The organism is Micromonospora sp. NPDC051924, from assembly GCF_055586005.1.
Genome location: NZ_JBVJJA010000067.1, coordinates 18,585 through 26,655, shown reverse-complemented (window position 1 = coordinate 26,655; position 8,071 = coordinate 18,585). Strand labels below are relative to the sequence as shown.

The window sequence follows — 8,071 nt, the reverse complement described above, 5'->3', positions numbered from 1 at the left end:
ACCCAGTTCGCCTACGTCGACCCGGACGGCCCGCAGGGCAACACCATCAACACCACCGTCACCGACGCCGAAAACCACACCACCGCCTACCAGCAAGACGGGTACGGCCGGCCGACGCAGACCACCAACGCGAAGAACGAGGTCACCAAGCTCGAGTGGGACGACGACCACAACGTCACCAAACTCACCGAGAACAACGGTGCCGCGTCGACCTGGACGTATGACCAGAAGACCGGCTACCCCACCGAGATCAAGGACGCCGAGGCGGTCAAGAACGGCACGGCCGGCACAGTCCTGACCTACCAGCGTCAGCTGAACGGCTACGTCGCCGACCTGACCGAGAAGACCAGCCCGGAGGGCCGGAAGTGGGCATTCGGCTACGAGGCCGACGGTGATCTGTCCTGGGTGGTCGACCCGATCGGCACCACCACGACAGACCAGAACGACTACAAAACCTCCTACACCTACGACGCCTGGGGCCAGTTGCTGACGGCGACCGACGCCAACGGGAACGTCACCACGAACAGCACCTTCGACGCCAACGGCTACCCGCAGACGATCACCGACGCCGACAACAAGCAGACGAAGTTCGTCTACGACGATCGTGGCCAGGTACTCCAGGTCACCGACGCGCTCATCCACGACACCACCCAGACGTATGACACGTTCGGCCGGCCGCTGGAGAACAAGGTGGCTGTCGACGAGGCCGCAAACCGGTGGATCACCACCCCGGCCCCGAAGTACGACGTCAACGACAACGTCTACGAGTCGTACGCGCCGAACGGCGCCACCTCGACCGCCTCGTACGACAAGGCCGACCAGACGGCCTACGTCACGGCACCAGTGGACGTCGCGGGTGACCCGGAGCGCAAGACGTCCTTCACCTACGACAAGGTCGGCAACCTGCTGACCACCACCGAACCGAAGGGCAACCTGACCAGCACGGTCGGGGACTACACCACCACCAACACCTACAACGAGATCTACCAACTGGTAGGCGTCGCCAACGCCAAGAACCAGAAGATCACCTACGAGTACGACAATGTCGGCAACGTCGCCACCGTGGTCGACCCGCGCAAGAACGCCACCACCGACACCACCGACTACACCACCAAGACGGAGTACGACCTCGCGCACCGGGTCACCAAGACCATCGACGCGCTCGGCAAGTTCACCACCAGCACCTACGACCGCGACGGTCTGGTCACGGCCACCACGGACGAGCTCGGCTACACCACCGAGGTCACCCTCGACCCGCGGGGCAAGCCGACACAGGTCAAGGTGCCGCAGAAGAGCGTCGCGGGCACCATCACCTACCGCACCACAAAGTACGAGTACGACCAGGTCGGCAACCAGACCAAGGTGATCAGCCCCCGGGGTGTCGCCACCACCGACGACCCGGACGACTTCGCCACCGTCACCGCCTACGACAAGCTCAACCGGGTCAAGGAGACCCGCACCGCGTACGACAAGGACGACACCCGCTACACCACCGCGGACGTCACCACCTACACCTACGACGCGGTCGGCCGCCTGACCACCCTGTCCGCGCCGCCGTCATCCGGCGAGTCCGTGCGCAACGACACCACCTACACCTACTACGACAACGGGTGGACGAAGTCGTCGTCGGATCCGTGGGACATCGTCACCACCTACGACTACAACGACCTCGGCGCCCAAACCGCCCGGACCGTGAAATCGGCCGGCGGATCCTCGAACCGCACCATGAACTGGTCCTACTTCCCCGACGGCAAACTGAAGTCCCGCTCCGACGACGGCGTCCCAGTCGGCAAACAGGTCGTCCTGGTCGACAACTCCGACTTCAACAACACCACCGCCACCGGCACCTGGACCACCGCCAACACGGCCACCGGCACCTACGGCACCAACTACGCCACCAGGCCCGCGGGAACCGGCACGAACACCTTCACCTGGCAGCTGAACGTGCCGCAGTCCGGCACCTACGAGGTGTTCGCCCGCTACCCGCAGGTCACCGGCGCCGCAACCGACGCCAAGTACACGATCAGCCACGGCGGCGGCAATACCACCAAGACGGTCAACCAGAGCACCAATACCGGCACCTGGGTCAGCCTCGGCTCCTACAGCTTTGCCGAAGGCAACACCCAGAAGGTCTCGCTGTCCGACCAGGCCACCGGCACCGTGGTGGCCGACGCCATCAAGCTCGTCCGCGACAACAACGGCGACACCGACAACGAGAAGCACAACTACAACTACCGCTACGACCCCAACGGAAACCTGACCACCATCACCGACGCCTCGCCCGGCGCCCGCGTCGATAACTACTCGGTCGCCTACACCGACCTCAACCAGGTCCAGTCAGTCACCGAGAGCAAGTCCGGGACGGCCACCAACACCACCTCGTTCACCTACAACGAAAACAGCGCACCGCTGACCACCACCCACGACAAGCAGTACTCGCAGTACGCCTACGGGGTCCGGGACCTGGTCTCGACCGTCAAGGTGGGCACATCGGCGTCGGACCCGAACCTGAAGGCCACCACCTACGGCTACACCTCCCGCGGACAGCTGTACTACGAAACGAAGCCCAACGGAAACCGGGTCGACTACAGCTACAACCAGGACCGGACGCTCCGCTACCAGGTCGAAAAGAAGAGCAACGGAACCACTGTTTCCGAGCACACCTACACCTACGACCTCAACGGCAACCGGACCGGTGACGTCGCCAAGAAGATGAACGCCGACAACCACTCGGCATACCTCAACACCACCAGCACCTACACCTACGACCCCCGCGACCGCCTCGCCTCGTTGACCAAGACCGGTGACGGTGCCGGCACCGAAACCTACATCCACGACGCCAACAACAACGTCATCAACCAGACCATCAAGGGCACCACGACGACCTTCAACTACGACCGCAACCGGCTCCTCACCGCCAGTGCGGGTGGCACAACCTCGTCGTACAACTACGACCCCTTCGGCCGGCTGGACACGGTCACCGCTGGCGGGAACGTGCTGGAGCGGAACGTCTACGACGGCTTCGACCACGTCGTCGAGAACCGCAAGAACAACGGCACCAGCACCTCCACAACCAAGTACACCTACGACCCGCTGGACCGGACCGCCACCAAGACCACCGACGCCGGTGGCACCAAGGAGAAGACCACTACGTTCAACTACCTTGGCCTCTCAAGTGAGGTGCTAGACGAGGAAGTCGCCGGCAAGCTCGCCAAGTCCTACCAGTACTCGCCGTGGGGCCAGCGCCTGTCCCAGGTCACGCACAAGGACGACGGAACACAGGAGAACGCCTACTACGGATACGACCAGCACACCGACGTCGAGCAACTGACCGACGACACCGGTGACACGAAAGCCACCTACGGATACACCGCCTACGGCAGCAACGACGATGCTCAGTTCACGGGCATCGACAAGCCAGACGCCGCTGACCCGACCAAGGAGCCATACAACGCGTACCGGTTCAACGCCAAGCGCTGGGACCAAGGCTCTGGCTCGTACGACATGGGCTTCCGCGACTACAGCCCAGGACTCAATCGGTTCCTGTCCCGGGACAGCTACAACGGCGCACTGGCCGACATGCAACTGGGCCTGAACCCCTTCACCGGGAACCGGTACGCCTTTGGCGGCGGCAACCCGATCTCCATGATCGAGCACGACGGCCACGTGGCGGAGGCGGGAGGCGGCAGCGGCAGTGCCGGCGTCGCGCCTCCCACCTGCTCCGATGCCACGCCCGAGTATTGCCACGAGCCAGGCGAGAACACGACGGGTGCCTGGGGGCTGGGCATGCAATGGCTGGCCTTTGAAGTCACGGGCGGCATTCTGAAGCTCGGTTGCCAGGCCAGGGGATGCCTCGGCAAGATGGGGCCGGCGAACGTCCAATACTTCCGAGACGGTGACCCGTACACCGAGGGGATCAGGCGGCATGATTCCGTCGACGCCGCACGCGCTCAGATCGCAGCCGACCTGGTTGCCGGGCAGACCCATGGTTATGCCGACTTCCACTATGGTGATCCCGATACCTTCTCGGACGACGATCGCAGAGATCTGGCCTGGGCGAACGGAGACTCGATATTGACGAATGGTCAAGCCGGAATGCCGATCGAGCAGGCATTCATGGCGTCCTACGACCTGGAGTGGTCCGTAGTCGGAACCGAGAATGGCAACCAGGTCATCGAGTTCAATATCACAAACGCCAGTACCTTTAAGTCATTCCTGCCCAATCCCGACAAGGTTCATGCCGGGACGTACAAGAATGAGTCTGCAGGCGATGGTCATGAGAGGTTGACGGGTGAGATGTGGACGAAGCAGTCCATCAGGTGGCGTGAGACATTCCCGGGGGGGCAGGCGCCGCAACGGCCGGGCGCCTGGGCACCGACGACAATCAACAAGCCCAGCAACTATCTACGCCCGATATACGAATGGCTGTTCTGATTGCTCCACGAGAGGTTGGCGCCGAGTGTCGTCGAAGAGACCGTGGATAGCGATCCTGGTGGTTGCTCTGCTTGCAGGCTGTGCCGAGCGGTCGGTGTCCAGCGGCGATCGGCGGGTCGACATGAAGGAGTCCGAAGTTGTAGGTGTCTGGAGGGGCGCTACTGCCGGTGGAGACCTCATCTTTAAAGCCGACGGCACATTCGTGGCTTCGAGTCTGCCGTACCGGATGTTCGACGGTTTCCCCGAGGACCTGCCACCCGGGTTCGATCCCAAGCGGGACACGTTACCAGCAAATGGATCATGGGTACTGCAAGCACCGCTCGCCAAGCCTGATGGTCCGCGAAATGTCGTCCGGCTACGCATAGAGACAATGGCCGGCAGGACAAATCGTGGATCCTTTCCGTTGAACGCCGATCGGCAAGGCTCATCCATCGTGCTGGCCTTCTACGTCGGCGACCCGGATCAGAAAAACCGGATCATCTATGAGAGGTGTACGAGTGACTGCGCCACGACAATGCCGTCCCCATCGGCATCCTGACATAGGGTAATTCGCTCTGCTGGGGGTCGCGCCACGTTGAGGGTGCGGCCCCCAGCACACGGGAGGTGAGAGGTGGGGCGCGTGGCCGCGGGGTGAGGCCGTGGCGTCAGGCTGTCGGGATGGCAGAGCCGGTTCGGTTCTTCGAAGTCTTCGTTCCCTTTCTCGCGGTTGCCCCCCGGAGCGAACGCCGAGGCCCTGAATCGCGTCCGCTGCCGGCCGGTTGTCCTCGCCGAGGCCCTCGCCCGGCTACGTCGCCAACCCGTATCAGACTGACCATCGCTTGGGCAGCGCTCCGGCAGGCCCACGGAGAATCACAAATACCGATGCGAGCGCCCGGCCTCCCGGCATGCCGAGACCATGATGGCAACGGCGGACATCATCAGCCTTACCTGTGACGGTGCGAACCTTCCGTAGCTGCTCACGCCGGGCGCTCCGCGCGAGGTTCGGCAGCACAGGGCAATCGATCGTACCGACCACCGTTCCGGCGGGCTCAGCGACGAGGAGCCTCGCCCCGCCTGTACCGCAATGGCACGGCAGACAACACGCGGGGTCTGCGCTGAGGGGGGGGGCCGATCACCCGGATGCAGTTCGGCGTACATGCCGAGCAGGGCAGCACGTCAGCCTGGGACCCCGAACCGACACCGGCCTTCATCCGGCGAGTGTCAGCGCCGGCCCACGACCGGAGGCAGGTCACAGTGTGTGACGCGATGGCCGTCAGCCCTGCGCACCGCTGTCCGCACATCCGGATCGCTGTGTCCGTCGAACCGCACTTCCCGATGACCGCAGACAGCGGGCGGGTCAGGGCCGGCCGATGATGTGGGTCCCGCAACGCCACCACCGGCCTCGTCGTCCGCAAGCGCGCATCCTCGTCCTGCTCGTCCAGGTCGGCTTGACAGCTACCGGGTGAAGTCACGGTAGCCAGCCCTGCTATCCATGGGAATCGCGATGCTGAGGGGGTGGGTAAAAGCGCCCGTGAACCGGAGGGAGAAACAACAGGATCAGGACGACGATCGAGACGCCCATGAGCAGCGGCGGTCCCAGCCCGTCGCAGATGAGGACCCACGCCGGCGCGCGGGTGTGCTGAGGCGCGACGTTGCGCGGGTCGTCGAATTGCTCCGCAAAGGAACTCCTGCCGTTGAGGAACTGTATGCCACAGCCAACCGCGAACGGGGCAGTCAGTACGGTTGCCGTTACATGTGCCCATCTCTCGCCCCCGACGAGCCCGGCGAGCGAGAGGAGCAGGCCCACCACGGCGAGACCGGACACCGCCACGGCCAACTGGTCAACGAGTTGGCCGGCGAGATCCACTAGCCCATTCCGGTTGGCAGCGATCTTCGGAGGAACGTAGTAGACGGCATCCCAGTGCGTGAGGTCATAGCTGATCGTGGCGGCGTTGGCGTTGCTGATCTTCGATGCTGTGCGTGACGTGTGCTCTCCAGCCAGTGCCACGGTGGGTAAACCGGTGCCACTGCGGGTCAACCGGGGTCAAGGATCATGATCGCTGGCGTTCCCCGTGTGGTCCACGTGTGGTCATCGCCCAGGCCAGCCAACCGGGACAACGTAGGCCAACGCGCACCACTCCCTGCCACCCCGGGCCAATGCGCAGGTCGCTAGACTAGGCGTTCGCGCCCTCGTAGCTCAGGGGATAGAGCAACGGTTTCCTAAGCCGTGTGTCACAGGTTCGAATCCTCCCGGGACACGAGGTCACACCCTTGATCAACGATCACGGTTCCGCCTTCCGAGGCCTGCGAGCGCCCGATCACCTCGCCACCTTCGCCCTACTCGGCGTCCAGGTGCTGGGCGAGTTCAGCGTCCCGTCCATCGGCGGCACGGGCGTAGTGGCAGCGTGGTGATCAATGCGCGCGACGTTGTGTTGGTGGCCGGCGCAGGCGGCGCGCATGCGGTGGAACGCTTCGGCCATGCGTGCGCTGGCGGGGTGGTCGCGGTGGACGCGGCGGTGGGTGGTGATGGTGCGGGCGAGTAGTTGTTGTGCGTGTTCGCAGTGGCCGTTCTGGTGGAGGACGACGGCGAGGGTGGCTTGCGCGGCCAGGGTGGGCAGCGCGGTGGGGCCTTCCGCTTCGCAGTGGTGGCGGGTGAGGTCGCTGTAGCTGTGGGCGGCGGCGGTGAGGTCGCCGACGCCGTGGTGGGCGGCGGCGAGGATCTTCAGCGCGGCGCGGGTCTCGGGGGCGGTGGGGCGGTGTAGCAGGCGGCGTAGTGAGCGGTGTGCCCATGTTGCCCAGGGCAGCGCGGTGTGTGGGTCGGCGGCGGTGAGGGTGAGTTGGGCCAGGAGCGCGGCGGCCTGTGCGGTGGCGGTGTCCAGGGCTGGGTCGTGGTGGGTGGGGTTGATGTGCAGCAGGCCGGAGCGCAGGATCTCCGCAGCTCTCGTGCGGTTGCCGGTCTGGGCGTGTTGCCGGGCTTGGTGGAGTCGTTGCGCCATTGCCATTCGCGGCCCGATGACTTGCTGGGGTTCGGTCCGCCAGGTGATGGTCAGGTCGGTGGCGGTGGCTCCGACGTGGGCGCGGTGCATGGCGCCGGGTGCGTAGTCGGCGGCGCGTGCGGCTTTGCCGGTGGGAATGAGGCCGGGGGTGCGGTGCAGCACCGCGGCGGCGATCGCGGCGCGGATCGCCTCCGCTTGGACGGGGGCCCGGTCGCAGGCGGGTGCGCACAGGTACTCCTGCTCGTGGGCGTGGATCTGGATGAGGATCATCGGCTGGTCGCATGCGTGGCAGGCGAGCAGTCCGGGTGGTACGGGCGCGGTTTGCGTGGTGCGGGCGCGGCACACCCACTCTTCGACGGTGCCCGTGGACAGGCCGAGCGTGCGGGCTACGTCGCGGGTCGCCTGGGACAGGCCGTGGTCGGCGGCGCGTTGCCGTGTCGCGGCGACGGTGTTGGCGATGTATGTCGGGCTCCACGCGATGTCTGGTCGCGTCCGCGTCGGCATGTCTTCCTCTCCTGAGGGTGATGCGGATGGGCGCCCGTGCCGGCGGCTCGGGCGGTGCGCGTGTGTGGGGCTGGTGGTGGGGGGGGGGGGGGGGGTGGGGGGGGGGAGAAACAGGGGGGGTCCCTGCTGGGGGGGGGGTGGAGGGGGGGGGGAGGTCG

General features: G+C 65.3%; 4 protein-coding genes. 2 read left to right on the top strand and 2 right to left on the bottom strand.

Annotation, left to right across the window (positions count from 1 at the left end):
• Together ACZ6S5_RS32170 and ACZ6S5_RS32165 are read left to right on the top strand one after the other, a co-directional pair.
• The coding region (locus ACZ6S5_RS32170) for a golvesin C-terminal-like domain-containing protein (protein WP_466006017.1) at window positions 1-4,434 on the top strand (4,434 nt) is incomplete at its 5' end.
• A 25-nt stretch (window positions 4,435-4,459) separates the two neighbouring features.
• Entirely contained in the window at window positions 4,460-4,972 is a 513-nt protein-coding gene (locus tag ACZ6S5_RS32165; RefSeq protein WP_466006016.1) for a putative periplasmic lipoprotein, read from the top strand.
• A gap of 927 nt (window positions 4,973-5,899) precedes the next feature.
• Here the strand turns inward: ACZ6S5_RS32165 and ACZ6S5_RS32160 are convergent.
• Window positions 5,900-6,421: a hypothetical protein gene (locus ACZ6S5_RS32160; RefSeq protein WP_466006015.1), complete on the bottom strand. Its 522-nt coding sequence runs from the start codon at window positions 6,419-6,421 to the stop codon at window positions 5,900-5,902.
• Between the two features lie 310 nt (window positions 6,422-6,731).
• The gene (locus ACZ6S5_RS32155; RefSeq protein ID WP_466006014.1) at window positions 6,732-7,913 is read right to left on the bottom strand and encodes a hypothetical protein; all 1,182 of its coding nucleotides are present in this window, start codon (window positions 7,911-7,913) and stop codon (window positions 6,732-6,734) included.
• Window positions 7,914-8,071 lie beyond the last annotated feature (158 nt).